The organism is Streptomyces luteogriseus (assembly GCF_014205055.1).
Classification (GTDB): Bacteria; Actinomycetota; Actinomycetes; order Streptomycetales; family Streptomycetaceae; genus Streptomyces; species Streptomyces luteogriseus.
The window spans coordinates 3,910,634-3,936,778 of record NZ_JACHMS010000001.1 but is presented as its reverse complement, the minus strand read 5'-3'; the positions used below and the strand labels follow the sequence as shown (position 1 = coordinate 3,936,778).

The window sequence follows — 26,145 nt, the reverse complement described above, 5'->3', positions numbered from 1 at the left end:
CCGGCCGCGGCGGCGACACTCCCCCGAGTATGCGCGTCCAGACGCGCGCGCCGTCGGGCCAGATCCGATGTAGTGATCACATCAGGCTTTGCCAACTGATCGCTAACATATGGCCAACGGTTCGCCGTTGTGCCGTCTCCCGATCGGCCGGAAGTCACTGAACCAAGATCGAGGGTGGCCAGAGCAACGGCCGTTCCCGGTGGAACAGGAGAAGGCCGAGGTGGCGGAAATCCGCTGCCCGGGGGTGGAAGATCGGCATGGCGGGGGGCACGGGGCATGCGGTTCGGGTTGCTGGGGCCGCCGGTGCTGTTTCACGACGCCCGGGAGGGCGGCCGGGGTGATGCCCGGGAGGGCGTCCGGGGCGAGGCCCGGATCATCGCGAGCCCCAAGTCCCGTGCTCTGCTGGCCGTTTTGCTGCTCGACGCCGGGCGGGTCGTCTCCGTCGAGTCGCTCAAGGACGCACTGTGGGGCGGGGCGCCGCCCGTGTCCGCCCAGGCCTCGCTGCACAACCACATCACCCGGTTGCGGCGGCTGCTCGACGATCCAGGACGGCTGCGCACCGTGCCGTCCGGGTATGTGCTGCGGATCGACGACGGCGAGCTGGACGTCCATGTCTTCGACGCCCACGTCGCCGAGGCGCGTGCCGCGCACACCGGCCGGGACTGGCGGCGGGTCGTGCGCGAGTGCGCCGGCGCACTCGCCCTGTGGCGGGGCGCGCCGCTCGCCGGGCTGCCGCCCGAGGTGGGCGGTTACGCCTTCGCGCAGCGGCTGTGCGAGGCACGGCTGCTGCTTCTGGAGTGGCGCTACGACGCCGAGTTGGCGCTGGGCGGCCCGCGGCTGCACGAGTTGGTGCCGGAGCTGGCGGCGCTGACCGTCGAGTATCCGCTGCGGGAGGTGTACCACCGGCAGCTGATGCTCGCCCTGCACCGCACCGGCCGCCAGGCCGAGGCCCTGGCCGTCCACCGGGAACTGCGCACCCGTCTCGTCGGCCGGCTCGGCATCGAACCCGGGCCCGGAGTCCGGGAGGCACACGTGGAGGTGCTGCGGGGAGCTGCGGGGGAGAGGGGCGCGAAGGGCCCTGAGGACGCAGACGGCTCGAGCGGCGACAAACACTCGAGGGGCGCAAATGGTTCGGGCGGCGACAAAGACTCGAGGGGCGCAAATGGTTCGGGCGGACCTGGCAGGCCGGATCCCTCACCCGCCCAACTGCCCCCGCACCCGACTCACTTCATCGGCCGCACCGCCGTACGGGACGCCCTGCACCGCACGCTCACCGCACCCGATCCCCACCCCACCGCCGTCATCAGCGGCATGGCCGGTGTCGGCAAGAGCGCGCTCGCGTTGCACGTCGCCCATCAGCTGGCGGAACGTTTCCCCGATGGTCAGCTCCACCTCGACCTGCATGGCGCCACCCCGGGCATGACCCCCCTCACCCCTGCTCAGGCCCTCACCACCCTGCTGCGTGACCTCGGCACCGAGCCCTGCCGGATCCCCGAACGGCCGGAGGACGCAGCCGCGTTGCTGCGTTCACTGCTCGCGCCGACCCGCACGCTCCTGGTGCTGGACGACGCCGCGAGTGCCGCGCAGGTACGGCCGCTGCTGCCGGGCGGTGCCGGCTGCGGGGTGATCGTCACCAGCCGTTCGCCGCTGGCCGCCCTCGACGGCGCGGCCCGGTTCCCGCTCGCCCCGCTGTCGGACGAGGAAGGCGCCGAACTCCTGCGCAAGGCCTCGGGCCGCGAGGGCCTGGACGGCACGGACGCCGCCCGGCTCCTCGTCGAACTCACCGGCCGGCTCCCGCTGGCCCTACGGGTCGTCGCCGCGCGGCTCGCCGCCCGACGGGCCCTGACCCCCGACGTCCTCGCCGGACAACTCACGGCCGCTGAGGTCCGGTTGCACCACCTGGAGTACGACGACCTGAGCGTCCGCCGCTCCCTGGCCGTCGCGCACGACGCGCTCGCCGCCTCCGAGCGCGAGGCCGACCGGGACGCGGCCCGCACCCTGGTCCGTATCGGCGCGCTCGACCTGCCCACATACGGCGCCCCCCTGCTCGCCCGCCTCGCCGGCACGAGCGAACACCGCACCGAGGCCGCCCTGGACCGCCTCCTGGACGTGGCCCTGCTGGAGGAGACGACCTACGGCCGCTACGCACCGCACGACCTGGTGCGCGACTTCGCCCGTGAACGGGCCGGAGAGCGGGGCACCGCCACCACCGCCGACACCGCGCTGCACTGGTACGCCGCCGTCGCCGAGCGCCTCCTCGCCGCGATCGTGGAACCCGGCCCCGACCGGGACGACCGCCGCCGGCCCACCCCGGTTCAGCCGGGTGGCCATGCGGCCCACGTCGGCACCGTCGCCCCCTTCGCCGATGCCGACGAGGCCTTCGCCTGGGGGGACAGGGAGCTGGAGAACGTCGTCGCCCTGGCCGTGCGGTACGCGGACGACCCCTCCGGGCAGCGTGCGGGCCTGGTCTCCACGCTCGTCCGGCTGATCTTCCCGTACGCCCATCGCCGGGGGCGCGTCGCCGAGATGGAGGTGCTCGGGCAGGCGGGCCTCCGGGTGGCCCGGCGGCTCGGTGACGCGGTGGCGGAGGCGTACGCGCTGGTCGACCTCGCCGGGCTGCACTTGCTGACCGGGAGGCAGAACGACGCCCTCGCCCTCAACGACCGCGCGCTCGCCATCTGGCGGCGGCTGGACCACCCTTCCTGGATCCGCCGCTGCCTCAACAACCGCGGACTGCTGCTGGACGGGCTGGGCCGGCACACCGAGGCGGGCGAGGCACTGGAGCGGAGCCTGGAGTACGCACGGCGGCTGGACGACCCGTATGGCGAAGCCGTCACCCACAGCCACCTCGGCAACCTCGTCGAGCACACCGACCCGCGGGCCGCCATCGAGCGGCACCGGCGTTCGCTCGCCCTCGGGGACGCGATCGGCGCCGTGATCGTGCGGCACTCCGCGCACTGCAACATCGGGTACGCGCATCTGCGGCTCGGCCAACCGGCCGCCGCCCTGCCGCACTTCGAGGAGAGCCTGCGCATCCTCGGCGGGCACGGCGACTGGCACGGCGAGTCCCAGACCCGGCTCGGGCTGGTCCGGGCCCTGCGTCTGCTGGGACACGACGGGCGGGCCGCCCGCGAGTGCGCCGAACTGCTCCGCCGGGCCGAAGCCCGCGCCGACCACTACACCGGCGGTCTCGCCCGCCACCAGCACGGCCTGCTGCTGCGCGAGCGGGGGCACATCGGCGAGGCGCGCGAGGAGTGGAGCTCCGCGCTGGCGGCGCTGGAGGACACGGACGAGCAGGCGGTGGTCACGGAGCTGCGTGAGCTCCTGGAGTGCCCCGTCTGATCACTTGGCGTCCGCGTAGCACTCCACCACCGCCGTCGTGAACGGGAACCGCACCGGCGTCTGACCGAAGGTCAGCCGGCCGGCCAGGTCCGCCGCCTCGCGGATCGCCGCCACGACCGCCTCCGTCTCCTCCTCGGGGCAGTGCACGATCACCTCGTCGTGCTGGAAGAAGACCAGTTCGGCCGCCAGCTCCGCGCAGGTCCTGCGCAGCGCGGCGAGCAGCAGCAACGCCCAGTCGGCGGCACTGCCCTGGACGACGAAGTTGCGGGCGAAACGGCCTCGGGCGCGGGCGTTGGTGGAGGCGTACCCGGGCACCCACTGCCCGCCGTCCGGCTGGTCGTCCTCCCCCGAGCCGGAGCCGGAGCCATGACCGCCCCCGGAGCCGGAACCCTCGGCAGCCGTAGGGATGCCCGCCTCCTCGCTCGCGTCGTCCGTCCCCCGGGCCGCCGGCGGGCAGGTCCGGCCCAGCCAGGTCCGCACGAGCCGGCCCTCCTCGCCGGCCCGGGCCGCGTCGTCGACGTACGCCACCGCCCTGGGGAAACGGCGTCGAAGCGCGGCGAGGTTCTTCAGGCCGTCGCCGGAGGTCTGGCCGTAGACGGCGCCGAGCACGGCGAGTTTGGCCTGGGTGCGGTCGCCGGAGAAGGCGCGGTCGGAGACGGACTGGTACAGGTCGGTCTCCCGGCCCGCCACCTCCATCAGCCCGGGGTCGCGGGAGATCGCCGCGAGGACGCGCGGCTCCATCTGGTCGGCGTCGGCGACGACGAGCCGCCAGCCGGGGTCGGCGACCACGGCCCGCCGGATCACCTTGGGGATCTGGAGCCCGCCTCCGCCGTTGGTGACCCAGCGCCCGGTCACCGTCCCGCCCGCGAGGAACTCGGGGCGGAAGCGGCCCTCGCGGACCCAGTCCTGGAGCCAGGACCAACCGTGGGCGACCCAGATGCGGTAGAGCTTCTTGTACTCGATCAGGGGTTTCACGGCGGGGTGGTCGACCGACTGGAGCTCCCAGCGGCGGGTCGAGGAGACCTTGATCCCGGCCTGGGAGAAGGCCTTGATCACGTCGGCGGGCAGATCGGGGCGCACGCGTCTGCCGAACGCGGCGGACACCTCGTCGGCGAGCTCGGCCAGGCGGCGCGGCTCTCCGCCGCCCGCGTACCGCTCGCCCAGCAGGTCGTGCAGCAGTGCGCGGTGCACCTGAGCGCTCCAGGGCAGCCCGGTGCGGTTCAGCTCGGCGGCCACCAGCATCCCCGCCGACTCGGCGGCCGTCAGCAGCCGCATGCGGTCGGGGTGCTCGGCGCTCTCGTGCCGCCGCTGCTGCTCGGCGTAGACCGCGAGGAGGTCCGGCAGGGGCAGGTGGACGCCCTGGGGCTCGAACAGGGAGGACTGGGAGCCCGGTTCGGCGGACCGCTGCGGCGGATCGGGCGGTACGGGGCCGCCGCGCAGCCGGGCCAGGGCGGCCGCGGCCGAGCGTGGTTCCCCGTACCGCCCCTCGTGGCCGAGGAGGAGGGTCTCGGCGGCTTCGATGTCGTAGCACCGCTCGGCTCGCACCCCCGTGGCGAGCAGGCGCGGGTAGACCTCGGCGGTGGACCGCCACACCCACCGTGTGACGCCGGGACGGCTCCGGACGGCCTCGGCGGGATCCGCCTCCCGCCGCACCGGGCCGGAGGGCAGCCCGTCCGGACCGAGGGGGGCGACGTCCACGCCACCGTCCTCGGCCGGAGCGAGAGCCCACCGGTCGGCCATGCTGCGAGTGTGCCAGGGGGGTCTGACAACGCCCCGGTTCGCCTTGGTGGAAGGCCTCGTCAGGCCTCGTCAGGCCTCGTCCGACTCCTTCTGCGCCTGCATGATCTTCTCCAGCACCGTCCCGATGTACTGCTCGGCCCGCTCCTTGTCGACGCCGAGGCCACTGAGGACGCCCTCGCCGTTCTCGTGCTCCAGCAGGGCGAGCAGGATGTGCTCGGTGCCGATGTAGTTGTGGCCGAGGCGCAGGGCCTCGCGGAAGGTGAGCTCCAGGACCTTCTTGGCTCCCTGGCCGTACGGCACGAGCTCCGGGACCTCGTCGACGGCCGGCGGAAGAGCCGCCGTCGCCGCCTCGCGGACCGCGTCGAGCGTGACGCCCTGCTTGATGATCGCCTTCGCGGCGAGGCCGTCCGGCTCGGCCAGCAGACCGATGACGAGATGCTCGGGCAGGCCCTCGGCGTTGCGGGCGGCCTTGGACGCGTTGTGCGCGGCCATCACCGTGTTGCGGGCGCGGGGCGTGTACCGGTTGAAGCCCTGGCTCGGGTCGAGGTCGTTCGACTCCTTCGGCACGAACCGCTTCTGCGCGGCCTGCCGGGTGACGCCCATGCTCTTGCCGATGTCGGTCCAGGACGCGCCGGAGCGCCGGGCCTGGTCGACGAAGTGGCCGATCAGATGGTCGGCCACGTCGCCCAGGTGGTCCGCGGCGATCACCGCGTCCTGGAGCTGGTCCAGCGGCTCCGGGTGGACCTTCTTGATGGCCGCGATGAGGTCGTCGAGACGGATGGATGACGTGGTGTCGGGGTGCGTCATGTGTCAACCGTAGGTTGCGCCCTCATGGGTGTCAACCTTGAGTTGACACTCTCTCGCCGGGTGCCTAATCCTCCGTCATGACGTGGCACCATCGGCCCGTGAGTACGTCCACCACCGTCGACCGCGCGTTCGAAGCGGCCCTCTACGCCTCCGGCGAGACGGCCCTCGACACCGGCGCGTCCCTGCTCGCCTCCGACCCGGCGGCGGACGCCGAACTCGGCCGGCGCGGCCGGGAGTTCGTGGCAGCGGCCTGGCGGCGCGGCTGGCAGCCGGCCGACGTCGTACGGATCGTCCGGCGCGAGCTGGACGACGTCCATGTGCTCCTCGCCGCCGAGCTGATCCGCGCCCAGGCGCCCGACGACGGACCCCGGGGCCGCCGCTGGAACGCGCAGCTGGCAGAGCTCCCCGCCGACGCCCCGCCCCGCCCCGATCGTTTCTCGTACGCCACCGCCGTGCTGGAGCTGTACCGCCTGCTGCTGCGGCTGCCCTCTCTGGAGGCCCTGGAGGATTCGCCCGGGGAGGCGCGGACCGAGTCCCGCATGCTCACCCGCATCCGTGCCCTGCTCGCCAAGGCCGAGGCCACCGGGTTCCCCGAGGAGGCGGAGGCGCTCAGTGCCAAGGCCCAGGAGCTGATGGCCCGGCACAGCGTCGACGAGGCGCTGCTCGCGGCGCGGGCGCCCTCCCCGGACACACCCGGGGCCTGCCGGATCGGGGTCGAGCCGCCGTACGAGCAGGCCAAGGCGGTGCTGCTGGACGCCGTCGCCGGCGCCAACCACTGCCGGGCGGTGTGGAACGAACCCCTCGGCTTCTCCACCGTCGTCGGTTTCGACACCGACCTGGAGGCGGTGGAACTCCTCTACACCTCACTCCTCGTACAGGCCACGACGGCGATGACCAAGGCGGAGGCCGCGCAGCGAGCGGGCGGCCGTAAGCGCACCAAGACGTTCCGCCAGTCGTTCCTCGCGGCCTACGCCCACCGCATCGGCACCCGCCTGACGGCGGCTGCCGAGACCCAGGTGACCGACGACCTGCTCCCGGTCCTCGCCTCCCGCGAGGTCGCCGTCACCGGGCGGCTGGACCGGATGTTCCCGGAGACGACCACGACCCGGCTGCGCGGGGTGCGGGACGCGGCGGGCTGGACGGAAGGCGCGCAGGCGGCGGACCGGGCCCAGGTCCGGCACCGGCCGCCGCTGCGCTGATCCGCCGTCAAGGCCGTCCGGGCCATCGGTCTCGTCCGGCCCGTCGGTCTCGTCCGGCCCGTCGGTGTCGTCGGTGCCGTCAGTCGCCCGACGTCTCGAAGCCGCTCACCGAGGGCTTCTTGTCCTCCGACCAGTCGACCGCGCCGTACGACCACGTCAGTTCGTGCGCCGTCCTGGTGTCGCCGGGCAGGGTGAAGGACGCCTTGCGCACGTCGAGACTCTCCGCGGAGCCCGCCTCGCCCCGGACGTAGGTGATCGTGAAGGACGTGGTCCCGCCCTTCCCGAGAGTCAGCGACTGGGGCTTCGCGCCCTCGTCCGGCGAGACGGACGTCGTCTTGTCGTCCGCCAGCAGGTCCACGCCGGGGAAGCCCTTCAGCGAGCACTGCGCGCCCTTGTTGGTGAGCGTGACGGTGACGGTGCCGGTGTCCCCCGCGGCCGGGGCGGCGCCGGCGCCGACCTCCACGCCCATGTCACCGAGCGCGCAGGCCGACTCGCTCGGCCGGTCCGCGTTCTTGACGTCGTCGCCACCGGACTTGTCGTCGCTGCAGCCGGTCAGCAGGGCCGTCGCGGCGAGGGCGGCGGCCAGGGTGAGGGGGTAGGTGCGCATGAGGTCCTCTGGACGTGTCGAACGAAAGCGGCATCGGGCCCCTGGATCATCACGCACGTGCCTGCCGCAGGGGTACGCACCCCCTGCGATTCCCCCGAAAGCCGGACGGGCTCCCGGGCCCGGTGTCTCCCAGAACGCCGACGGGTCCCTGGGCTCGCGGCGGCTCTTCGGGGCTGGACGGGGCCTTGGGCTCGCGGGGCTCCCCGAAGTCAGGACGGGTCCCCCGCACCCTGGTCACTCCTCGAACGCCGGACAGGCTCCTGGCCCCCGGCAACTCCTCGAACGCCGACGGGTCCCTCGGCCCCAGGTGACTCCCCGAACGCCGGACAGGCTCCTTGGTCCCGGCGCTTCCCCGAACGCCGGACGGGTCCCTGGGCTCGCGGCGCTTCCCTGAACGCCGGACGGCCCCTGGATCCGCGGTGCCTCCCCAAACACCGACCCGAACGCCGGACGGGTCCCTCGGCCCCGGGTTCCCCCCGAACACTGGACGGGTCCCGGGCCCCCGGGTGCTCCGCCCTCCCGAACGCCGGACGGGCCGCAGCGCCCTCAGGCGATCCGCGGCCCGTCCGTACGCCGTCGGGTGTCAGCCGGGGCTCGCCGTCGGCAGGCCCGTCGGGAGCTTGCCGCCCTCGGTCTTCCGGTAGGTCTCGGCGCCGATGCCGCCCTTCCAGGTGACCTTCAGACTGCTTCCGTTCACGGAGTCGACCATGCCGGTCGCCCGGTCCTTGGAGCCGTCCGTGCACTTCAGGCGGATCATACGCATCCCGGACTCCTCGCCCGCGGTGCCGCTGCACACGCTTCCGCCGGTGCCGAACAGCGCGGCCTGCTTGCCGGTGATCACCAGGGCCACGGCCTTGCCGTCGGTCGTGGCGAGCCAGCTGCCCGCCAGTTCGCCACCGGCCGGGTCCCCGGAACCGGACCCGGAGTCGCCGCCTTGGGCGGCGGATTCCGAAGCGGACGGGGCGGGGGCGGCGGCCGAGTCGTCGCCCGAGTCGCCGTCGCTGCTGCACGCGCTCAGCACGAGCGCGCCCGCCAGACCCGCGGCAGCCGCCGCGACGCGTACGGCGCCGGAGCGGCGCGAGAAGATCACCGAAGTCACTGCAAGCCCCCAAGCTGTAGCCGGCCGACCGGCCTGACGGCACCGGCCGGCCTCCTGGCCGGAACGATCGCAGCAAGCTACCAGGGCCGGTCAAGAGCCCCGGGGCGCGCCTCTCACCAGGAGGACTTGCGCACCCCGGGCAGGTACCCCGCGTGCGCCTGCTCCCGCAGATTCACCCGGGACAGCCCGAACGCCCGGAAGTAGCCGCGCGGCCGGCCGTCGACGCCGTCGCGGTTGCGCACGCGCGTGGCGCTCGCGTCGCGCGGCTGCCTGCGCAGCTCCGCCTGTGCGGCGAGCCGTTCGGCCTCCGTCGACGACGGCCGCCGGATGATCTCCTTCAGTTCGGCCCGCCTGGCGGCGTACCGCGCGACGACCTCCTGCCGCCTGTCGTTCTTCGCGATCTTGCTCTTCTTGGCCATCAGATCCTCACTCCCCGGGCGCGGATCCGGGCGACGGCCGCCTCGATCCCGATCGTGTCGACGGTCTTGATCCCCTTCGTGCTGAGCCGGAGCCGTACGTGCCGGCCCTCGCTCGGCAGCCAGTAGCGCTTGGACTGGATGTTGGGGTCGAACCGGCGCGACGTGCGCCGGTGGGAGTGCGAGATGCGGTTGCCGAAGCCCGGCCGGGTGCCGGTCAGCATGCAGTGCGCGGACATGGGTGGTGACGTACCTCTCTGCCTCATGTTGTGGAAATGGATTTCATTTTCAGTATCATAGCGGCATGGCACGCAACGAACTCCGTCCGGTCATCAAGCTCCGGTCCACCGCCGGGACCGGCTTCACCTACGTGACCCGCAAGAACCGCCGCAACGACCCGGACCGCATGACCCTGCGCAAGTTCGATCCGGTCGCCGGCCGCCACGTCGACTTCCGAGAGGAGCGCTGACCATGCGCCAGGGAATCCACCCGGACTACGGCCCCGTCGTCTTCCGCGACCGTGCCGCGAACTACGCCTTCCTCACCCGCTCGACCCTTTCCGCCACGGCGGGCGAGAAGACCGTCGAGTGGGAGGACGGCAACACCTACCCGGTCGTCGACGTCGAGATCTCCGACGTGAGCCACCCCTTCTACACCGGCACGGCCCGCGTCCTGGACACCGCCGGCCGCGTGGAGCGCTTCGAGCGCCGGTACGGAAAGAAGGGCTGATCCCGTGGCTGTCCCTCCTGGGCTCCCCGTCGTGATCGTCGGCGGGCTGCACGCCGACGCCCGCAAGGCGGCCGTCGCGCGGCTACTGGCCGACGTCCCCGGCAGTGTCGTCCTCCACCACGACCTGGCGACGGCCGCCGCGGGCACGGTCGTACGGACCATCAGGGACGCCTCCGGCATCCTCGACGCGGGGGAGGCGCCGCTGGTCAACGACTGCGCCTGCTGCGCCCTGCGCGAGGACCTGGTGCCCGAGCTGGAACGGCTGCGGGACGCCGGCGGCACCCGGCTCGCCGTCGTCGAACTGTGGGACTCGGTCGAGCCCAAGGCCATGGCCGAGGTCGTCACGGCCGGCGGTCTCACCGTCACCGGTGTGATCACCGCCGTCGACCCGGCCCTGGTCCTGCCCTGCCTCGGCAACGGCGACGACCTGGCCGACGGCGGTCTCGCCGCGGCCGCCACCGACCAGCGCACGGTCGCCGACACCTTCGCGCGCCAGCTGGAGTACGCCCCCGTCCTCGCGGTCGCCGACTCCCCGGAGGCCGACGACGAGGACCGCGAGCTGCTCGCGCAGCTGCACCCGACGGCCCGCCAGGTCCCGATCGGTCAGGGAGTCTCCGCGGACCCGGTCGACGACGGTCTGACGGTGCCGACCCCGCGCCTGCGTCCGCTCTCCCCGCTGGCCCAGGCCGCCCTGGCCGGCTTCGACGTCGAGGCGGCCGCCGCCGCCCAGCACCCGGCCTGCGCCCTGCTGCCCGCCGAGGCAGACGCGCACGGCGTCTCCACGCTGGTCTGGAGCCGGCGCCGCCCCTTCCACCCGGAGCGGCTGTACGCCGCACTGGAGGACCTGACCTGCTCGGCCGCCCGCAGCCGGGGCCGCTTCTGGCTCGCCGACAAGCCCGACACGCTGTTCCACTGGGACGCGGCGGGCGGCGCCCTGTGCGTGGAGAGCACGGGCCCGTGGCTGGCCTCCCTGCCGGACGCGGCCTGGGAGATGGTCCCGCCGGTACGCCGGGCCGCCGCCGCGCTGGACTGGGACGCCGAGCACGGCGACCGCTGCCAGCACCTCGTCTTCACCTCACCCGGCCTCGACCGGGACGGCCTGGAACGGCTGCTGGAGTCCTGCCTGCTGACCGACGCCGAATACGCCGCCGGGCGGGACGCCTGGCAGCGGCTGCCGCACGCCTTCGACACCCTCCTGGAGGTCTGACCCCATGCCGCGCAAGCCCGACCGCAAGCCCGCCAAGGACCGGCCCAACCCCCTGGACCAGGCCGGGATCACCTACATCGACTACAAGGACACCGACCTGCTGCGGAAGTTCATCTCGGACCGCGGGAAGATCCGCAGCCGCCGGGTCACGCGGGTGTCGTCCCAGCAGCAGCGGCAGCTGGCCAAGGCGATCAAGAACGCACGGGAGATGGCGCTGCTGCCGTACACCGCCCGCTGAGCCGGTCCGGACCGGGTGAGGTTCCCCACGCTTGACGGGTGGGGCCTCCTCCCCATGAGGTGACGGGGCCGGACTCAACCGCCGACCGGCCGGCGGCAGGGGCCGCGGCGGGCCGCCAGGACCGGGCCGGACGCCGGTCGGGCCTGCCGGACGGCGGCCGTCGTCCGCAGTGATCCGGCGCGATCCGGCGTGATCCGGGGCGCGGGGTGCGCGGGTCGCCCGGGGCCGGACGTCGAGCGGGCGTCCGGCGATGGTCCGAGCACCGCACCGGCCGGGAGAACGACCCGCACCTCCTGCGACCGGCCTATTTCTCCCCGTCCTCGCAGGCCGCAGCGGCCTTCCGGATGCCGGTCGGCCGGTCGAACGCCTTTCCCGCGGCCCCGCGCCTCAGCTCACGCTTCTCCGGCGCGGCCCTGCCGCGGCCACTCCGTCCCGCCGTCGAGCGGATGCTCCGCCTCCACCGGACCTCCCCGAATCCGGCGACTTCGTCGCAGGCCGCCGGGAACGAGAGGCGGGGAAGGGCCGTCAAACAGTCAAGAGCTCGGTAAAGCGGTCGTCAAAGCTGTAACCGCGGGACCACCCCGCGTGCACGTGCATCTGCCCATGCATCTGCACATGAACAGGGTTATGATCCGGGTCAGTTGACCACTGCACCAATGGCCACACCAGCCAGTGCACCACCGGGGAGCGACCTGTGGATCACGACGTGTACAACGGTATGGCTGCCGCCGGGCTGCACGGTGTGGCCTGGCAGAAGAGCCGGCACAGCAACTCGCAGGGCTCGTGCGTGGAGTTCGCCCGGCTGCCGGGCGGTGACGTGGCCGTGCGCAACTCGCGCTTCCCCGACGGGCCCGCGCTGGTCTACACCCGTGCGGAGATCGAAGCGATGCTCCTGGGTGTGAAGGACGGCGAGTTCGACCACCTGGTGGGCGGCTGACGATCCGCCGGGCCCCGGAGGAAACGGGGCAATCGATACTCAACGCACGGTGACGCGCGTAGAACCGCGACGCGAGGAAGCGCCGCGGTTTCTTATGCGTCGGCCGTCCGTGAACCGGTCCGGGGCAGCCGGAACAGCGCCCAGACCACCTTGCCGTCGAGCGCGCCCGCGAGCGGGTGCCAGCCCCAGCTGTCGCTGAAGGAGTCGACGAGGAACAGCCCTCGGCCCGACTCGGCCGAGAAGTCGTCGGTCTCCCGGGCCACCGGACTGTCGTGACTGGGGTCGCGCACCGCGCACACCAGACGCTCGGTCCACCGCATCAGGTGCAGCCGCACGGGAGCCTCGCGGCCGCCGGCGCAGACGTCGTTCGCCGGGATGCCGTGCCGCAGGGCGTTGGTGACGAGTTCCGAGACCACCAGGCACACGTCGTCGAACCGCTCGCCCATGTCCCACTGGTCGAGGGTCCTGCGGGTGAACCGGCGTGCCTCGCGCACCGCTTCGAGGCGGGCGGGCAGAGCGCAGGAGGCGGCGTCGGACACGGCCGCGGGATCCAGCGGCGGAAGGCCCTGCCGTAACGGCTCGAGCATGGTCGATCCATTCGTCCCCATGCGAGGCACTCCCGGGAATTCGCGGTCGGTGCGATGCGGCGGTGGTGCGGGACCATGGTTTCGGATGCGTACAGCAGATGCAAGGGCAGATGCACGTGCACGTGACCGGAATGAGATGTCCCGTACCGCTTGTTGGTCAATTTTTCCGTCATCTTCGGGTCCCTCTTTGGCCGTTCACTTGCCTTCTCCTTGCTTCCGCGCGCGAGCGGCGACCGTCTCGATTCCGTTTCCGTAACCGGACGAGTACTGCTCGAAGTGTTTTAGTGGCAGACTGCGGCCCCTGGAGACGTTGGGGAGGCTGGCGAACGTGAGCGCGGGAGAGCCGGGATCGGTGGTGCGGCGCATGCTGCTCGGATCACAACTCAGGCGACTGCGTGAGGCGCGGGGCATCACGCGCGAGGCGGCGGGCTATTCGATCCGCGCCTCCGAGTCGAAGATCAGCCGGATGGAGTTGGGCCGGGTGAGCTTCAAGACCAGAGACGTCGAGGACCTGCTCACCCTGTACGGCATCACGGACGAACAGGAGCGCGCCTCCCTGCTGTCGCTGGCGAAGGAGGCCAACGTCGCCGGGTGGTGGCACAGTTACTCGGACGTGCTGCCCAGCTGGTTCCCGACCTACGTCGGCCTGGAGGGCGCCGCCTCGCTGATCCGGGCGTACGAGGTGCAGTTCGTGCACGGACTGCTGCAGACCGAGGCGTATGCCCACGCGGTGGTCCGGCGGGGCATGCAGGGCGCGAGCGAGGCCGACGTCGAACGGCGCGTGGCGCTGCGTCTGGAGCGGCAGAAGTACCTGGTCGACGAGCGCGCGCCGGACTTCCACATCATCCTGGACGAGGCCGCCCTGCGCCGTCCGTACGGCGACCGCGAGGTGATGCGGGGCCAGCTCCAGCACCTCATCGAGATCTCCGAGCGGCCCAACGTGCGTCTCCAGGTGGTGCCGTTCAGCCTCGGCGGCCACTCCGGCGAAAGTGGCGCGTTCACGATCCTCAGCTTCCCGGAGTCCGACTTGTCGGACGTCGTGTACCTGGAGCAGCTCACCAGCGCGCTGTACCTGGACAAGGCCGAGGACGTCGCCCAGTACGAGAAGGCGCTCAAGGAGCTCCAGAGCGACAGCCCGGGCCCCTCGGAGAGCCGGGACCTTCTGCGGGGGCTCCTCCAGCTCTCCTGACGGAGTCGTCCCGCTCTCCTGACGGAGTCGTCCCGCTCTTCTGGAGGTGGCGTCCCGCTCTCCTGATGGAGCCGGGCCACTCTCCTCAAGGACCCCTTCAACTCGCCTGAAACACAAGTACGATGACGTGTGATCAGATCGTGAAGGCGCGATCAGGGGTCTGCTAGGGATCGAGGGATCACATTGTCGTCGTCCTGCTTCACCGACCTTGCACAGCAGTACATCGACGGTGAGTGGCGCCCGGGCACCGGTTCCTGGGACATCATCGACTTCAACCCGTACGACGACGAGAAGCTCGCGTCGATCACCATAGCCACGGCCGACGAGGTCGATCAGGCGTACCGGGCGGCGGCCCGCGCCCAGAAGCAGTGGGCCGCGACCAACCCCTACGCCCGCCGGGCGGTCTTCGAGAAGGCGCTGCGTCTGATCGAGGAGCGCGAGGCCGAGATCTCCGACGCCATCATCGCCGAGCTCGGCGGCACGCGCCTGAAGGCCGCCTTCGAGCTGCACCTCGCCAAGGAGTTCCTGCGCGAGGCGGTCCACCTGGCACTGGCCCCCGAGGGCCGGATCATCCCCTCGCCGGTGGACGGCAAGGAGAACCGCGTCTACCGCGTGCCGGTCGGCGTCGTGGGCGTGATCAGCCCCTTCAACTTCCCGTTCCTGCTGTCGATCAAGTCCGTCGCCCCGGCGCTCGCGCTCGGCAACGCCGTGGTGCTCAAGCCGCACCAGAACACCCCGATCGTGGGCGGCTCCCTGGTCGCGAAGCTCTTCGAGGACGCGGGGCTGCCCGGCGGGCTGCTGAACGTCGTCATCACGGACATCGCGGAGATCGGCGACGCCTTCATCGAGCACCCGGTCCCCAAGGTCATATCCTTCACCGGCTCCGACGCGGTCGGCCGGCACGTGGCGACCGTCTGCGCCCGGCTGTTCAAGCGCTCCGTCCTCGAACTGGGCGGCAACAGCGCGCTGGTGGTCCTCGACGACGCCGACCTCGACTACGCCGTCGACGCGGCGGTCTTCAGCCGGTACGTCCACCAGGGCCAGGTCTGCATGGCCGCCAACCGCGTCCTCGTGGACCGGGCGGTCGCGGACGAATTCACCGAGAAGTTCGTCGCCAAGGTCAGGACCCTGAAGACGGGCGACCCGCGCGACCCGGAGACCGTCATCGGCCCGGTCATCAACTCCTCGCAGGCGGACGCCGTCTCCGGCGTGGTCGAGCAGGCCCTCGCCGAGGGCGCCACGGCGCTGGTGCGCGGCGGGCGGACCGACAACCTCGTCGAGCCGTCCGTGCTGACCGACGTCCCCGCCGACTCGGCGCTTCTCCGGCAGGAGGTGTTCGGGCCGGTCGCTTTCCTGGTCCCGTTCGACGGCGAGGAGGAGGCCGTACGCCTCGTCAACGACACCCCGTACGGCCTGAGCGGTGCCGTCCACACCGGGAACATCGAGCGGGGTGTGGCGTTCGCCAAGCAGATCGACACGGGCATGTTCCACGTGAACGACGGCACCGTCCACGACGAGCCGATCGTCCCCTTCGGCGGTGAGAAGCACTCGGGCATCGGCCGGCTCAACGGCGACACGATGCTGGACTCGTTCACCACGACCAAGTGGATCTCGGTGCAGCACGGCCGCAGCGGGTTCCCGTTCTAGAACCTCTCGGCTTCCAGAACCTACCGGCGCCCGGGCCCTTGCGGACAGAACCTGACCGCAAGGGCCCGTAGCTTTGTCGGTGTCAGGGGGAGAGGCCCGCTGACCAGGCGAAAGGCGGCGTTCATGGTCACCCACGTTCCGGCGGAGGCACACGGCGACGAGCGCGGGGCGCTCCTGTCCTTCATCGCCGAGCAGCGCGGCGGGGTCCGGCGGGCGGTGCTCGGGCTGACGGAGGAGCAGGCGAGCTCCCGCCCGAGCGCCAGTGAGCTGTCCCTCGCGGGGCTGGTCAAGCACGTCGCCGAGGTCGAGCAGTTCTGGGTCTCCCTGGCCAAGGGCGAGCCGCCGGCCGTCGTGCGGGACCAGAGCAACTGGCACGAGTGCTTCCGGCTGGTCGAGGGCGAGACGGTCGAGTCGCAGCTGGCGTACTGGGAGAAGGTCGCCGCCGAGACGGAGGCATACATCCGCTCGGTGCCGAGCCTCGACGACACCTTCGCGCTGCCGGCCCAGCCCTGGTTCCCGCCGGAGGGCCGGGTCTCGCACCGGTGGCTCTGCCTCCATCTCATCCGCGAGACGGCCCGGCACGCCGGTCACGCCGACATCGTCCGCGAGTCCCTGGACGGCAGGACGGCCTTCGAGCTGGTGGCCGAGGAACAGCAGGTGACGGCCGGGCCATAACCTGGACCGCATGTCAACCATCCGTCTCCTCGTGCTCGGCGCGGTCCGTATGCACGGCCGCGCCCACGGCTACCAGGTGCGCAACGACCTGGAGTACTGGGGCGCGCACGAGTGGTCCACCGCCAAGCCCGGCTCGATCTACCACGCGCTGAAGCAGATGGCGAAGCAGGGGCTGCTGCACGCGCACGAGATCGCCCCGTCGACGGCCGGGGGCCCGCCGCGCACGGAGTACGAGATCACCGGGCGGGGGACCGAGGAGTACTTCCGGCTGCTGCGGGAGGCGCTGGTCACCTACGACCAGCGCGGGGACATGAAGACGGCCGCCGTCGGCTTCGTCGTCGACCTGCCGCGTGCCGAGGCGGTCGCGCTGCTGAAGGAGCGGACCCTGCGGATCGAGCAGTGGCGGGCCGCCGTCCTGGAGCACTACGTGCCCGAGGAGGGGCCCGCGCAGCTCGGGCACATCGGCGAGATCATGAACATGTGGGTCCACACGGCCGACTCCGAGGCCGAGTGGACCCGTGGTCTCATCGAACGCATCGAGGGCGGCGCCTACACCTTCGCCGACGAGGGCGACCCGTTCGTCGGCGTCCTGGCCGACGGCGAGGAGAACCCGTACGCGACGGGGGAGCGGCATCCCGGGGACGCCCACTAATCAAGTTTGACGAATGGCTCGGCCGGGTTTACGTTTGGGCTTGTAGTCAAGTTTGACTAGCGAGGGAGACTCAGTGGCCGATCCGGCGATCACCGTCGAAGGCGCGGAGAAGACGTACGGCGACAAGAAGGCGCTGAACGGGCTCGACCTCACGGTCGCGCGCGGCACGGTGCACGCAGTGCTCGGCCCGAACGGCGCCGGCAAGACCACCCTGGTGAGGGTCCTGTCCACGCTGCTGCGGCCCGACGCGGGCCGGGCCGAGGTGGCAGGGCACGACGTGGTGCGCGAGGCGTATGCCGTGCGGCTGCGCATCGGCCTGCTCGGCCAGCACGCCGCGCTCGACGAGGAGCTCGGCGGCCGGCAGAACCTGGAGCTGTTCGGCCGGCTGCACCACCTGGGGGTGCGGCGGGCACGCGCGCGTGCGGGGGAACTCCTGGAGCGCTTCGACCTGACCGACACCGGCCGCAAGGCGGTCCGGCAGTACAGCGGCGGCATGCGGCGCCGCCTTGACCTGGCCGCCTCCCTGATCACGGAGCCGGAGGTGCTGTTCCTGGACGAGCCGACCACCGGCCTCGACCCGCGCGGCCGCGCCGAGGTGTGGGCGTCCGTCCGCTCCCTGGTCGGCGGCGGTACGACGGTCCTGCTGACCACGCAGTATCTGGAGGAGGCCGACCAGCTCGCCGACCGCATCTCGGTCGTCGACGCCGGCCGGGTCATCGCCGAGGGCACGGCGGACGAACTGAAGGCCGAGACCGGCGGCGACCGTATCGACGTGACCCTGCGGCACGCCGGCCAACTGGGGGCCGCCGTCGCCCTGTTGCCCCTCACCGGGGTCAGCGTCGACGCCGACCGGCGGCTGCTGAGCGCGCCGGTGACCGACCGCATGGAGGCGCTCTCCGGGGTCGTACGGGCCCTTCAGGAGGCCGGGATCGAGGCGGAGGACGTCGCGCTGCGCCGCCCGACGCTGGACGAGGTGTTCCTGCACCTCACCTCAGACGACCGCCGAGTGAAGGAGGCCGCGTGAGCGCCTACGCCCTGACCGACTCCTGGACCATGACCCGCCGGGAACTCGCCCGCTGGGGGCGGCAGCCCGTCCAGCTCGTCGTCAACCTGGTCTTCCCGGTGATGCTGCTGCTGATGTTCGGGTACCTGGTCGGCGGCGGCCGGGGGGTGAGCGGCGAGTACCGCGACTACCTGATCCCCGGCATGCTCGCGCTCACCATGGCCTTCGGCCTGGAGGGCACGATGCTCGCCGTCACGCAGGACCTCAACAAGGGTGTGATCGACCGCTTCCGCTCGATGCCCATGGCCAACGGGGCGGTGTTGGTGGGCCGTTCGGCCGCCGACATGCTCCAGTCGGCGCTCGCCCTGGTCGTCCTCATCGGAGTCGGCGCCGCGCTCGGCTGGCGTCCCGGCGGCGGCCCGGCGGCCCTCCTCGGGGCGGTGGGACTGCTGCTCCTGTTCCGGTTCGCCATGCTGTGGATCGGCATCCATCTGGCCCTGGTGGCGGGGAAGCCGGAGATGGTCCAGGCCGTGCAGATCCTGGTCTGGCCGGTCGGCTTCCTGTCCAACGCCCTCGCCGCCCCCGGCTCGATGCCCGGCTGGCTGGGCACGGTCGTCGAGTGGAACCCGATGTCCCACACGGCCACGGCTGTACGGCACCTGCTCGGCGTACCAGGCACGGAGTCCGGGCACATCTGGTCGGCAGTGGTGTGGCCGCTGGCCCTCCTGGCGGTGTTCTTCCCCCTGGCGGTACGGCGGTTCGGGCGCCTGAGCCGCTAGCCCGGACGGGTGGGGGAGGGGCGGTTGAGCTGCTGGCCGCTGGCTCTGGCGGGGGGACGGGCGGCTGGGCCGTTGGTTCGGGCGGGGCGGTGTGCGGGTGGTTGAGCCGCCGGCCCGGACCGTAGAGGTCCGAGCGGCTGACCCGTCAATCCCGGTAGGCGAGGTACCCGCGGCCGGGCCGTCGGCTCCGGCTGGTGGGGCCCGCGGCTGACCGCTGGCTCGGGCACGAGGTCGCGTGGCTGCGGCCGTGGCCCAGGCCAGCGGGTAAGGGGTGTTGAGCGGCCGGGCCGGGCCGGCGGGGTTCGGGCGGTCGGCCCGTCGGCCCCGGCAGGTGAGGTACCCGCGGCAGCGCCGCCGGCTCTGGCAGGGGGGCACCCGCAGCAGTGCCGCCGGACCCGGCAGCCACGTACCCGCGGCTCTACCGCTAGTGGTGGAAGCTCGTCGCCGCGCCCCTGTCCTCCGTCAGCGGGCGCGGCTGTCGGCGCAGGTCCGGCAGCAGCCGTTCCAGGTCCTGGGCGAGGAGTTCCGCGAGGTCGGCGGAGAAACCGTTGCGGCACACCACGCGCAGCACGGACAGGTCCTCCCGGTTGGCCGGGAAGGTGTACGCGGGCACCAGCCAGCCGCTCTCGCGCAGGCGCCGGGAGAGGTCGAAGACGTCGTACGCCGTCACGTCCGGCGCGGTCGTGAAGGCGAACACCGGCAGTTCGTCGCCCCGGGTCAGCAGCCGGAAGTCGCCGAGCGCCTCGACCCGCCCGGCCAGCTCCGTCGCCACGTCCCGCGCGGCCTGCTGCACGACCCGGTAGCCCTGCCGGCCCAGCCGCAGGAACGTGTAGTACTGCGCCACGACCTGCGCCCCCGGCCGGGAGAAGTTGAGCGCGAACGTCGGCATGTCGCCGCCCAGGTAGTTCACCCGGAACACCAGCTCCTCCGGCAGCGCCTCCGCGTCCCGCCACAGCGCCCAGCCGACGCCCGGGTAGACCAGCCCGTACTTGTGCCCTGATGTGTTGATCGACGCCACCCTCGGCAGCCGGAAGTCCCACACCAGGTCCTCGTCGAGGAAGGGCGCGACCATGGCCCCGGACGCCCCGTCCACGTGCACCGGGACGTCCAGCCCGGTGCGCTCCTGCAACGCGTCCAGCGCCGCGCACAGGTCCGCGATCGGCTCGTAGGACCCGTCGAAGGTGGAGCCCAGGATCCCGACGACCCCGATGGTGTTCTCGTCGCACAGCTCGGCCGCGGCCTGCGGATCCAGGTGGAACCGTTCGCCCTCCATGGGCACCAGCCGGGCCTCCACCTCCCAGAAGTTGCAGAACTTCTCCCAGCAGACCTGCACGTTGACGCCCATCACCAGGTTGGGCCGGGCCCCGGGGTAGCGGTCGGCGTTGCGTTTCGCCCAGCGCCGCTTCAGCGCCATCCCGGCGAGCATGCACGCCTCGCTCGACCCTGTCGTCGAACACCCCACGGCCGTCGCCGGGTCGGGCGCGTTCCACAGGTCGGCGAGCATCGCCACGCAGCGCCGCTCCAGCTCGGCGGTGCGCGGGTACTCGTCCTTGTCGATCATGTTCTTGTCCCGGCACTCCGCCATCAGGATCCCGGCCTCGGGCTCCATCCACGTGGTGACGAAGGTGGCGAGGTTCAGCCGGGCGTTGCCGTCGAGCATCAGCTCGTCGCGCACCAGCTGATGGGCGGTCGCCGGTGCCATGGGCTGGTCCGGCAGCCGGTGCGTGGGCGGGCCCTCGGCCATGTCCCCGAGCGGGTTGGCGGGGCCGTAGAAGGGGTTGACGGACAGGCGGCGTTCGCCGGTCCGGGGGGTGCCTTCGCTGAACGGCATGGGGGCCTCCAGGCGTGGGTTCGGGAGAGGGGTGGGTTCATCGGACCGGCGTGCCGTCCTTGCGCAGTTGCATCTCGGGCCGGCCCGTGACCAGCAGCCAGGCCGGCAGCGAAGCGACGCAGAGCAGGGCGATGACCGTCGGTTCGGCGACCAGCACCGCGGCGACGAACAGGCTGATCCAGCCCTGCCGCGTGATCGCCAGCAGCACCCCGAGCACACCGGCGGACACGCCCACCGAGGGATGCACTCCGGACACCAGGGCGTGCGCGCACAGGCCGAGGGCGGTGCCGACGAACACGGCGGGGAAGATGCGCCCGCCACGGAAACCGCAGGCCGCGGCGACGACCAGCGCGGCCAGCTTCACCACCGTCATGACGGCGAACTCCCCGGCCGACCAGCCGTCCGGGTCGTGGGCCAGCGTGGCGATCTCGTCGAGCCCCTTGAACAGCGTCAGATGGCCGCCCACAGCCGCGAGGCAGCCGAGCACGACCCCGCCCGCCGGGAGCATCAGCATCGGGTGCCGCAGCCGCTGGAAGGCACTGTGCACGTACGGCAGCGCCCGCACGGCGCACATGGCGAGCAGCGCGCCCACCGCGGTGACCACGACGGACGCCAGCAGGTCGGACCACCCCGGCCGGCCGAAGGACGGCAGGCCCAGGTCGAAGCTCGGGTGGTCGAGGAGGGTGACGGTCAGGGAGCCGGCGGCCGCGGCGGTCAGCGGCGCGAAGAGGTTGTCCCACAGCATGCCGCGGGTCTCCTTCGTGGCCAGCAGCTCGGAAATCGCCAGGGCGGCCGCGACCGGGGTGCCGAACAGCGCGCCGATGGTGGCCGCCTCCGCCAGCGCCGGCCAGATCCGTCCGGGTGCCCGGGGGACGAGCCGGCTGCCCAGCCAGACCGCGAGGCCCACGTTCACGGTGATGATCGGGTTCTCGGGGCCGAGGCTGGGCCCGCCGGCCAGCATCAGCGCGGTCACCAGCAACAGCCCCGGCAGCACCACGGGCGGCAGGACGGGGGCGTCCAGACCGATGGTGGCGGGATCGGGCCCCGCGTGCCCCGGCACCTTCCACACCACCAGACCGACCGCGATGCCGGTCGCGACGAGCACGACGAACATCCACGCCACGGAGTACCGGCCGATCCCGAGCGCGTCGGGCACGGTCTCCCACAGCACGTCCTGGAGCTGGTCGGCGGCGACCTCCACCCCCACCAGGATCAGGGCGGAGACCACGCCGACAGTGGCGGCGGGCACGATCGACGGCAGCAGGGTGCGGGCGGGAGTCGACGGGGTGACGGAGGGCGCCTGGTCTTCGGAGTCCTGGACCACGGGCACACGATAAACGGATCAAACGGCATAAACGGGAAACACGCTTGCACCTCACGTGGCGTGAGGCCCGACCGTGGAGCACGGAAGAAGAAGGGAGCGGAAGTGAACTACTCGGTGGGACAGGTCGCGGGCTTCGCCGGTGTCACGGTGCGCACGCTGCACCACTACGACGACATCAACCTGCTGGTCCCGAGCGAACGCAGCCACGCGGGCCACCGGCGCTACAGCGACGCCGACCTCGACCGGCTGCAGCAGATCCTGTTCTACCGGGAGCTCGGCTTCCCGCTCGAGGAGGTCGCCGCCCTGCTCGACGACCCGGACGCGGACCCGCGCGCGCACCTGCGCCGCCAGCACGACCTGCTGACCGCCCGGATCGAGAAGCTGCGAAAGATGGCGGCGGCCGTGGAGCACGCCATGGAGGCACGCACGATGGGACTCAACCTCACGCCCGAGGAGAAGTTCGAGGTCTTCGGGGACAAGGACCCCGAGCAGTACGCCGAGGAGGTGGAGGAGCGCTGGGGCGATACCGACGAGTACGCCGACTCCCAGCGCCGCACCGCGAGCTACACCAAGGAGGACTGGAAGCGCATCCAGGCCGAGGCCGCGGACTGGGGCGAGCGCTACGGCGCCCTGATGTCGGCGGACGAGCCGCCCACCGGCGAGGCGGCCATGACCCTGGCGGAGGAGCACCGGCAGCACATCTGCACGTGGTTCTACGAGTGCTCCTACGAGATCCACCGCTGCCTCGGCGAGATGTACGTCTCCGACGAGCGGTTCAAGGCGTTCTACGACGCGCTGCGCCCGGGCCTCGCCGAGCACCTGCGGGACGCGATCGCCGCGAACGCCGCACGTCACACCGCCTGATCCCCGGCCCGGGGGTGCCTCACTCCCGGGTCAGGACCACCGCCGTGCCGTACGCGCACACCTCGGTGCCCACGTCCGCCGCCTCCGTCACGTCGAACCGGAAGGCGAGGACGCCGTTGGCGCCACGCGTGCGTGCCTGTTCGACGAGCCGTTCCATGGCCTGGTTGCGGGTCTGCACGAGCGTCTTGGTGAGCCCGCGCAGTTCACCGCCGACCATCGACTTCAGCCCGGCGCCGATCTGGCTCCCCAGGTGCCGGGAGCGCACGGTCAGGCCGAAGACCTCGCCGATCACCTCGCGCACGTGGTAGCCGGGAATGTCGTTCGTGGTGACGACGAGGACGTCGGGCTCCGGGCCCTGTCCGCCGCCGTATTCATCGATGCCCATGGTTCACAGCTTTGACCGGGGCCGGGCACAGTGCATCCTGAGTACGCCCATGGAACCTGGGTCATGACGGCTGCGTTGATACTTTGAGGCAGCCAGCCCCGCCCGTACCCCACAGCAGCAGGAGCCACATCCCCGTGACCACGCTTGCGCTCGGCCCCGAGTGGCTCAGCCCGGACTACCTGATCTCCACGTTCAGCCTGCCCGGCATCCTGCTCATCGTCTTCGCGGAGTCCGGTCTCTTCGCGTTCCTGCCGGGTGACTCCCTGCTGTTCACGGCGGGTCTCTTCGTGGCCGAGGGCACCTACATCACCCAGCCGCTGTGGCTGGTCTGCGTGCTGATCGTGCTCGCCGCCGTCATCGGCGACCAAGTGGGCTACATGATCGGCAAGTTCCTGGGCCCGAAGCTCTTCAACCGCCCCAACTCCAAGCTCTTCAAACAGGAGAACCTGGACAAGGCCCACGAGTTCATGGAGAAGTACGGCCCCAAGGCGATCGTCCTGGCCCGCTTCGTCCCCATCGTGCGCACCTTCGCCCCCATCGTGGCCGGAGCCGGCCGCATGAAGTACCGCACGTTCCTCACGTACAACGTCATCGGCGGCGTCGCCTGGGGCACCGGCGTCACCCTCGCGGGTTACTGGCTCGGCCAGATCGACTTCATCAAGAAGAACGTCGAGTCGATCCTCATCCTGATCGTCCTGCTCTCCGTGGTCCCGATCATCATCGAGTACCTGCGCGACCGCTCGAAGAAGAAGCGCGCCGCGGCCGAGAACCCCGCGGAGCGGCAGCAGCCCCCGGCCATGGACGACGCGACGACCCAGCTGCGCCGCATCACCCCGGACGACCAGCCGCCCCACCAGCGGCCGCAGCAGCCGCCGTACGACGACCCGAACGGCTACAGCGACCAGCAGTACTACAACCAGTACCCCCAGGCCCCGGGCTACGGCCAGCAGGGCGGCCACCAGCAGCCCGCTCCCGGGTACGGCCACCAGCAGGGCGGCCACCAGCAGCCGGCCCCCGGGTACGGCCACCAGCAGGACGGCCGGCAGCAGCCCGCTCCCGGCTACGGCCACCAGCAGCAGGGCGGTCACCAGCAGCCGTACAACGGCGGCTACTGAACCGCGGTCGACCCCACCGGCCCGAGGCCGCCGAACGCGCTAGAAACCCCTGGTGCGCTTGGCGGCCCTTCGCTTCTCCGCGGACCCGATGCGCAGGAACATCCGGGAGATCTCCGACCCGAGGTTCACTCCGATGGCGATGGCCATGGCGAGCGCCACCGCCTTCGACAGCGACACCAGCCCCTCGTCCACCTCGTTCTGGGCGATCGCCAGCAGCCCGAAGTACGTCGCGGAGCCCGGCAGCAGGGGCCCGATCGCCGCCGTCGTGTAGGGCAGGGCGGAGGCGAACTGATACCGGGACAGCAGCTGCCCGAACAGTCCCACCAGCCCCGCGGCCGCCGCCGTGGACGCCACCGGCGAGATGTCCCCCACGTAGTGCATGGCGCCGTAGACGACCCACGCGACACCGCCGTTCAGCGTCACCCACATCACGGTGGATCGTTCCTGCTGGAGCAGCACCGCGAACGCCAGTGACAGCAGCATCGACGCCCCGATCATCATCACCGGGTCGTCGGAGGCACCGAGCGCCTGGTCGGGGTTGAGCCGCGCGCCCAGCTGCACGCCGAAGTACAGCACCAGCAGCACGCCCGCGACGATGCCGACGAAGAAGTACATGACCTCCAGCAGACGCGCGGACGCGGTGATGTAGAAGCCGGTCAGACCGTCCTGCACACCCGCTACCAGCGCCCGCCCGGGCAGCAGCGCGAACAGCCCACCGGTGATCACCGCCGACGCCTTCACGTCGACGTGGGCCAGCGTCAGCGCGATTCCGATCGCGGCCGGCGGCGTCGCGGCCACGGTGAACTGGTAGAACTCCGGCAGCCCACGCCCCGCGCACAGCCACGCCAGCCGGTCACCGAGCATCGCGCCCAGCGCCGCGGCGACGAACACGATCAGGTCGCCGCCCACGAGCACGGAGGCCGCACCTGCCAGCAGCCCGCTCGCACCGGTCAGCGCCCAGCCGGGGTAGGGGTGGCGGTTACGGCGGATCTCCGCCAGTCGCCGGTAGGCCTCCTCCAGGGAGACCGCCGTCTCGTGGTCGCTGAGGTCGTCCACCAGCTGGTAGACGGCCGCCAGCCGCGTGTAGTCGGTGCCCCGGCGGCGCACCGTCCGCGACGCCGTGACCGGGTCGTCGACGAGGGACGGCTGGTACGAGATCGCCAGCAGCGTGAAGGTCACGTTGGGCTCGCAGCGGTCAAGACCGTACGACCGGCAGACGGCGAACATCGCCGCCTCCACGTCCTCGGCGCCCTCACCGCCCGCCAGCAGCAACTCGCCGATACGCAGCGTCAGGTCGAGCACGCGCGGCACCGCCGGCCCGCTCTCGTCGCCGCCGCGCTGGATCGCCTCCGGCGCCGGCCGCTCCGCCACCGGCATGCGCAGCATCGTGCGCATCCGGTCCTGCCACGGCACGTCCTTGGTCAGGCTGACCACGGGGATCCCGCTCGGCGGCGTGAACGCCGTCGGGGCGTGCTTCGAGCTGTACGTGCTCGGCGGGGTGAACGCCGACCCCTCCGGCTCCGCCGCGGGCGCCGCATGGACGTCCAGCCCCTGCGGCACCGCGAACTCGGACGTCGTCTCGGACTCCGCGCCGGCCGCTCCGCGCAGAGCCAGTCCGTCGGGGATCGCGAACTCCGACGTCGTCGACATGTCCCCGTCGACGCCGGTCCCGGCCGGAGGGAGGAACGCACTCCTCGCCTCGTCCGACCTCGGCTTGCGGTCCTCCGCGTCCGTCACTGCCTGGCGCTCCCTGTACGACACGTCAGCCTCGTA

The 26,145-nt window shown here is 72.0% G+C and carries 26 protein-coding genes; 15 read left to right on the top strand and 11 right to left on the bottom strand.

The genetic code is table 11. The features are described 5' to 3' along the window. Positions 1-276 precede the first annotated feature (276 nt). Positions 277-3,342, top strand: a complete 3,066-nt coding sequence (locus tag BJ965_RS17140; RefSeq protein ID WP_184909471.1) for an AfsR/SARP family transcriptional regulator — start codon at positions 277-279, stop codon at positions 3,340-3,342. Here BJ965_RS17140 and BJ965_RS17135 read toward each other — a convergent pair whose 3' ends face one another. Together BJ965_RS17135 and BJ965_RS17130 are read right to left on the bottom strand one after the other, a co-directional pair. Next, positions 3,343-5,082, bottom strand: a complete 1,740-nt coding sequence (locus BJ965_RS17135) for a bifunctional 3'-5' exonuclease/DNA polymerase (protein WP_184909470.1) — start codon at positions 5,080-5,082, stop codon at positions 3,343-3,345. Between the two features lie 69 nt (positions 5,083-5,151). Then, positions 5,152-5,889 carry a Clp protease N-terminal domain-containing protein gene (locus tag BJ965_RS17130; RefSeq protein WP_184909469.1) on the bottom strand — a complete coding sequence of 246 codons (738 nt, stop codon included), beginning with the start codon at positions 5,887-5,889 and terminating at the stop codon, positions 5,152-5,154. Positions 5,890-5,966: 77 nt separating this feature from the next. On the opposite strand from BJ965_RS17130, the gene BJ965_RS17125 reads away from it, so the two are divergent. Further along, a complete protein-coding gene (locus BJ965_RS17125; protein WP_184909468.1) occupies positions 5,967-7,088 on the top strand; it encodes a DUF2786 domain-containing protein in 1,122 nt (373 codons plus the stop codon). Between the two features lie 79 nt (positions 7,089-7,167). Here BJ965_RS17125 and BJ965_RS17120 read toward each other — a convergent pair whose 3' ends face one another. The 4 genes from BJ965_RS17120 to rpmB form a co-directional block, all read right to left on the bottom strand. Continuing rightward, positions 7,168-7,695, bottom strand: a complete 528-nt coding sequence (locus BJ965_RS17120) for a DUF4232 domain-containing protein (RefSeq protein WP_184909467.1) — start codon at positions 7,693-7,695, stop codon at positions 7,168-7,170. A 583-nt stretch (positions 7,696-8,278) separates the two neighbouring features. Further along, the gene (locus BJ965_RS17115) at positions 8,279-8,785 is read right to left on the bottom strand and encodes a hypothetical protein (protein ID WP_184909466.1); all 507 of its coding nucleotides are present in this window, start codon (positions 8,783-8,785) and stop codon (positions 8,279-8,281) included. 122 nt (positions 8,786-8,907) lie between these two features. After that, complete coding sequence (gene rpsN / locus BJ965_RS17110; protein ID WP_184909465.1) at positions 8,908-9,213, bottom strand: 30S ribosomal protein S14; 306 nt, start codon at positions 9,211-9,213, stop codon at positions 8,908-8,910. After that, the gene (gene rpmB, locus BJ965_RS17105) at positions 9,213-9,449 is read right to left on the bottom strand and encodes a 50S ribosomal protein L28 (protein ID WP_030846002.1); all 237 of its coding nucleotides are present in this window, start codon (positions 9,447-9,449) and stop codon (positions 9,213-9,215) included. Before rpmB ends, rpsN begins: the two co-directional genes overlap by 1 nt. A 65-nt stretch (positions 9,450-9,514) precedes the next feature. On the opposite strand from rpmB, the gene rpmG reads away from it, so the two are divergent. The 5 genes from rpmG to BJ965_RS17080 all read left to right on the top strand — a co-directional run bounded on the left by rpmG (position 9,515) and on the right by BJ965_RS17080 (position 12,321). Further along, a complete protein-coding gene (gene rpmG / locus BJ965_RS17100) occupies positions 9,515-9,679 on the top strand; it encodes a 50S ribosomal protein L33 (RefSeq protein ID WP_030846000.1) in 165 nt (54 codons plus the stop codon). Positions 9,680-9,681: 2 nt separating this feature from the next. Beyond that, complete coding sequence (locus tag BJ965_RS17095) at positions 9,682-9,939, top strand: type B 50S ribosomal protein L31 (RefSeq protein ID WP_030845997.1); 258 nt, start codon at positions 9,682-9,684, stop codon at positions 9,937-9,939. Positions 9,940-9,943: 4 nt separating this feature from the next. Then, positions 9,944-11,146: a CobW family GTP-binding protein gene (locus tag BJ965_RS17090; RefSeq protein ID WP_184909464.1), complete on the top strand. Its 1,203-nt coding sequence runs from the start codon at positions 9,944-9,946 to the stop codon at positions 11,144-11,146. 4 nt (positions 11,147-11,150) lie between these two features. After that, positions 11,151-11,384 carry a 30S ribosomal protein S18 gene (gene rpsR, locus BJ965_RS17085; protein WP_184909463.1) on the top strand — a complete coding sequence of 78 codons (234 nt, stop codon included), beginning with the start codon at positions 11,151-11,153 and terminating at the stop codon, positions 11,382-11,384. A 718-nt stretch (positions 11,385-12,102) separates the two neighbouring features. Further along, positions 12,103-12,321, top strand: coding sequence for a DUF397 domain-containing protein (locus BJ965_RS17080; protein WP_045296613.1), 219 nt, complete (start codon positions 12,103-12,105; stop codon positions 12,319-12,321). Positions 12,322-12,413: 92 nt separating this feature from the next. On the opposite strand, the gene BJ965_RS17075 is transcribed toward BJ965_RS17080, so the two are convergent. Beyond that, positions 12,414-12,908 (bottom strand): ATP-binding protein, encoded by a 495-nt coding sequence (locus tag BJ965_RS17075; protein WP_246545918.1) that lies wholly within the window; start codon positions 12,906-12,908, stop codon positions 12,414-12,416. Positions 12,909-13,272: 364 nt separating this feature from the next. On the opposite strand from BJ965_RS17075, the gene BJ965_RS17070 reads away from it, so the two are divergent. The 6 genes from BJ965_RS17070 to BJ965_RS17045 all read left to right on the top strand — a co-directional run bounded on the left by BJ965_RS17070 (position 13,273) and on the right by BJ965_RS17045 (position 18,853). Next, positions 13,273-14,097, top strand: a complete 825-nt coding sequence (locus tag BJ965_RS17070) for a helix-turn-helix domain-containing protein (RefSeq protein ID WP_051715698.1) — start codon at positions 13,273-13,275, stop codon at positions 14,095-14,097. Between the two features lie 183 nt (positions 14,098-14,280). Then, complete coding sequence (locus tag BJ965_RS17065) at positions 14,281-15,744, top strand: aldehyde dehydrogenase family protein (protein WP_184909461.1); 1,464 nt, start codon at positions 14,281-14,283, stop codon at positions 15,742-15,744. A gap of 123 nt (positions 15,745-15,867) precedes the next feature. Next, on the top strand, positions 15,868-16,419 hold the full coding sequence (locus BJ965_RS17060; RefSeq protein WP_184909460.1) for a DinB family protein: 552 nt from the start codon (positions 15,868-15,870) through the stop codon (positions 16,417-16,419). 10 nt (positions 16,420-16,429) lie between these two features. Then, entirely contained in the window at positions 16,430-17,071 is a 642-nt protein-coding gene (locus tag BJ965_RS17055; RefSeq protein ID WP_184909459.1) for a PadR family transcriptional regulator, read from the top strand. A gap of 73 nt (positions 17,072-17,144) precedes the next feature. Beyond that, entirely contained in the window at positions 17,145-18,095 is a 951-nt protein-coding gene (locus BJ965_RS17050; RefSeq protein ID WP_184909458.1) for an ATP-binding cassette domain-containing protein, read from the top strand. Continuing rightward, complete coding sequence (locus tag BJ965_RS17045; protein WP_184909457.1) at positions 18,092-18,853, top strand: ABC transporter permease; 762 nt, start codon at positions 18,092-18,094, stop codon at positions 18,851-18,853. The genes BJ965_RS17050 and BJ965_RS17045 overlap by 4 nt, the downstream gene beginning before the upstream one ends. Positions 18,854-19,277: 424 nt before the next feature. Here the strand turns inward: BJ965_RS17045 and BJ965_RS17040 are convergent, their stop codons facing one another. Further along, on the bottom strand, positions 19,278-20,684 hold the full coding sequence (locus BJ965_RS17040; protein WP_184909456.1) for a glutamate decarboxylase: 1,407 nt from the start codon (positions 20,682-20,684) through the stop codon (positions 19,278-19,280). Between the two features lie 37 nt (positions 20,685-20,721). Further along, positions 20,722-22,008, bottom strand: a complete 1,287-nt coding sequence (locus tag BJ965_RS17035; protein ID WP_184909455.1) for an ion channel protein — start codon at positions 22,006-22,008, stop codon at positions 20,722-20,724. 102 nt (positions 22,009-22,110) lie between these two features. Between BJ965_RS17035 and BJ965_RS17030 the strand changes: the two genes are divergently transcribed. Next, positions 22,111-22,872 (top strand): MerR family transcriptional regulator, encoded by a 762-nt coding sequence (locus BJ965_RS17030; protein ID WP_184909454.1) that lies wholly within the window; start codon positions 22,111-22,113, stop codon positions 22,870-22,872. Positions 22,873-22,891: 19 nt separating this feature from the next. On the opposite strand, the gene BJ965_RS17025 is transcribed toward BJ965_RS17030, so the two are convergent. Then, positions 22,892-23,257 carry a YbjQ family protein gene (locus tag BJ965_RS17025; protein ID WP_184909453.1) on the bottom strand — a complete coding sequence of 122 codons (366 nt, stop codon included), beginning with the start codon at positions 23,255-23,257 and terminating at the stop codon, positions 22,892-22,894. A gap of 134 nt (positions 23,258-23,391) precedes the next feature. Here BJ965_RS17025 and BJ965_RS17020 point away from each other — a divergent pair, with 134 nt between their 5' ends. Further along, a complete protein-coding gene (locus BJ965_RS17020) occupies positions 23,392-24,372 on the top strand; it encodes a DedA family protein (RefSeq protein WP_184909452.1) in 981 nt (326 codons plus the stop codon). 39 nt (positions 24,373-24,411) lie between these two features. On the opposite strand, the gene BJ965_RS17015 is transcribed toward BJ965_RS17020, so the two are convergent. Continuing rightward, complete coding sequence (locus tag BJ965_RS17015; protein WP_184909451.1) at positions 24,412-26,109, bottom strand: threonine/serine exporter family protein; 1,698 nt, start codon at positions 26,107-26,109, stop codon at positions 24,412-24,414. Between the last annotated feature and the right edge of the window lie 36 nt (positions 26,110-26,145).

Excerpts from the sequence above, each read along its gene's own strand:
- BJ965_RS17120 (WP_184909467.1), bottom strand. The coding sequence starts at position 7,695 with ATGCGCACCTACCCCCTCACCCTGGCCGCCGCCCTCGCCGCGACGGCC.
- BJ965_RS17060 (WP_184909460.1), top strand. The coding sequence starts at position 15,868 with ATGGTCACCCACGTTCCGGCGGAGGCACACGGCGACGAGCGCGGGGCG.
- BJ965_RS17055 (WP_184909459.1), top strand. The coding sequence starts at position 16,430 with ATGTCAACCATCCGTCTCCTCGTGCTCGGCGCGGTCCGTATGCACGGC.
- BJ965_RS17080 (WP_045296613.1), top strand. The coding sequence starts at position 12,103 with ATGGCTGCCGCCGGGCTGCACGGTGTGGCCTGGCAGAAGAGCCGGCAC.
- BJ965_RS17070 (WP_051715698.1), top strand. The coding sequence starts at position 13,273 with ATGCTGCTCGGATCACAACTCAGGCGACTGCGTGAGGCGCGGGGCATC.
- BJ965_RS17140 (WP_184909471.1), top strand. The coding sequence starts at position 277 with ATGCGGTTCGGGTTGCTGGGGCCGCCGGTGCTGTTTCACGACGCCCGG.
- BJ965_RS17040 (WP_184909456.1), bottom strand. The coding sequence starts at position 20,684 with ATGCCGTTCAGCGAAGGCACCCCCCGGACCGGCGAACGCCGCCTGTCC.
- rpmB (WP_030846002.1), bottom strand. The coding sequence starts at position 9,449 with ATGTCCGCGCACTGCATGCTGACCGGCACCCGGCCGGGCTTCGGCAAC.
- BJ965_RS17135 (WP_184909470.1), bottom strand. The coding sequence starts at position 5,082 with ATGGCCGACCGGTGGGCTCTCGCTCCGGCCGAGGACGGTGGCGTGGAC.
- BJ965_RS17025 (WP_184909453.1), bottom strand. The coding sequence starts at position 23,257 with ATGGGCATCGATGAATACGGCGGCGGACAGGGCCCGGAGCCCGACGTC.
- BJ965_RS17075 (WP_246545918.1), bottom strand. The coding sequence starts at position 12,908 with ATGCTCGAGCCGTTACGGCAGGGCCTTCCGCCGCTGGATCCCGCGGCC.
- rpsR (WP_184909463.1), top strand. The coding sequence starts at position 11,151 with ATGCCGCGCAAGCCCGACCGCAAGCCCGCCAAGGACCGGCCCAACCCC.
- BJ965_RS17125 (WP_184909468.1), top strand. The coding sequence starts at position 5,967 with ATGACGTGGCACCATCGGCCCGTGAGTACGTCCACCACCGTCGACCGC.
- rpsN (WP_184909465.1), bottom strand. The coding sequence starts at position 9,213 with ATGGCCAAGAAGAGCAAGATCGCGAAGAACGACAGGCGGCAGGAGGTC.
- BJ965_RS17095 (WP_030845997.1), top strand. The coding sequence starts at position 9,682 with ATGCGCCAGGGAATCCACCCGGACTACGGCCCCGTCGTCTTCCGCGAC.
- rpmG (WP_030846000.1), top strand. The coding sequence starts at position 9,515 with ATGGCACGCAACGAACTCCGTCCGGTCATCAAGCTCCGGTCCACCGCC.
- BJ965_RS17130 (WP_184909469.1), bottom strand. The coding sequence starts at position 5,889 with ATGACGCACCCCGACACCACGTCATCCATCCGTCTCGACGACCTCATC.